The following is an 868-nucleotide window of genomic DNA, read 5'->3' on the forward strand; positions in this document are numbered from 1 at the left end:
TGTATTCGCGGAGCGTCTAGATACCTGAGTAATTCGTCCACACCGCCTAATCCGGTGAAGTCGATTTCGGCGGCCACATATCCCGACGCGGCGACCGCCATTTGCGTGAGCTTGTTTACGAAGAGGCGTCGGTTAGGGCACGGGTCTACAGCTCCGGGAGAGGATCGGCTTGAAAAGAGCTGCCGTTGGTGTGGCGCGCGAACGCGGTGATATACATACGACGCTTGAAACCGGCGAGCTCTTAAATGCGATGCACGATCGCCTGAGGCGTCCCTGCGGGACGAGAGCCTAGCTATTCCGCTGATCGGGGTTGCACCGCTGGCTTAGCAAGGTGCGTCGTTCCCATTGAACGCTCGTCCCGTAAAGTCCCATCATGCGGCGAACCAATATTGACCACGAAGAACCGTGTGGCTAGTCAAAAGCTCACGAGGGGAATATCCGCTGCAAACGGCCGCCGTCTCCTCGATCGCGCTCCTCGATCGCGCCAAGATCGGCTGCACAACGCAGCGCACAGCGGATGGGCCGGCCAGAGGATAGCGGTATGCTGGGAGGTGTCCCCACCGAGGCTACCGAGAAAGCTGAAGGCTCTTGGAAGCGGGAGCTGCGCCAGGCCAATGAGATCCTGCGCAAGGCGATGCTTGGTTTGCGGTGGCGGAGTTCGATCGTCTTTAGAGACGATACTCGCCTTCCGCGGAGAAGAGGTTGGTCGAGCCGATCCGTCGATCTGAGGTGCTGCCGAACGCCGTGTCACATGGGATTCACTTGTCGCTGAGCTACCTGCAAGTTCCTTTTTTTGGCCTTATCCAAGTTCCTGCCGACTCCGTGCTTGTCTTCGCGGGTTCACCGTGGTTCCCGGTTACCAGCACGT

1 pseudogene is annotated in these 868 nt (G+C 59.0%); it reads left to right on the forward strand.

What is annotated here, in order from left to right:
- Positions 1 to 50: 50 nt before the first annotated feature.
- A pseudogene (locus EOB49_RS38325) lies at positions 51 to 292 on the forward strand (hypothetical protein); the annotation flags it as partial.
- Positions 293 to 868 lie beyond the last annotated feature (576 nt).

The organism is Mesorhizobium sp. M7A.F.Ca.MR.148.00.0.0, assembly GCF_003997735.1.
Classification (GTDB): domain Bacteria; phylum Pseudomonadota; class Alphaproteobacteria; order Rhizobiales; family Rhizobiaceae; genus Mesorhizobium.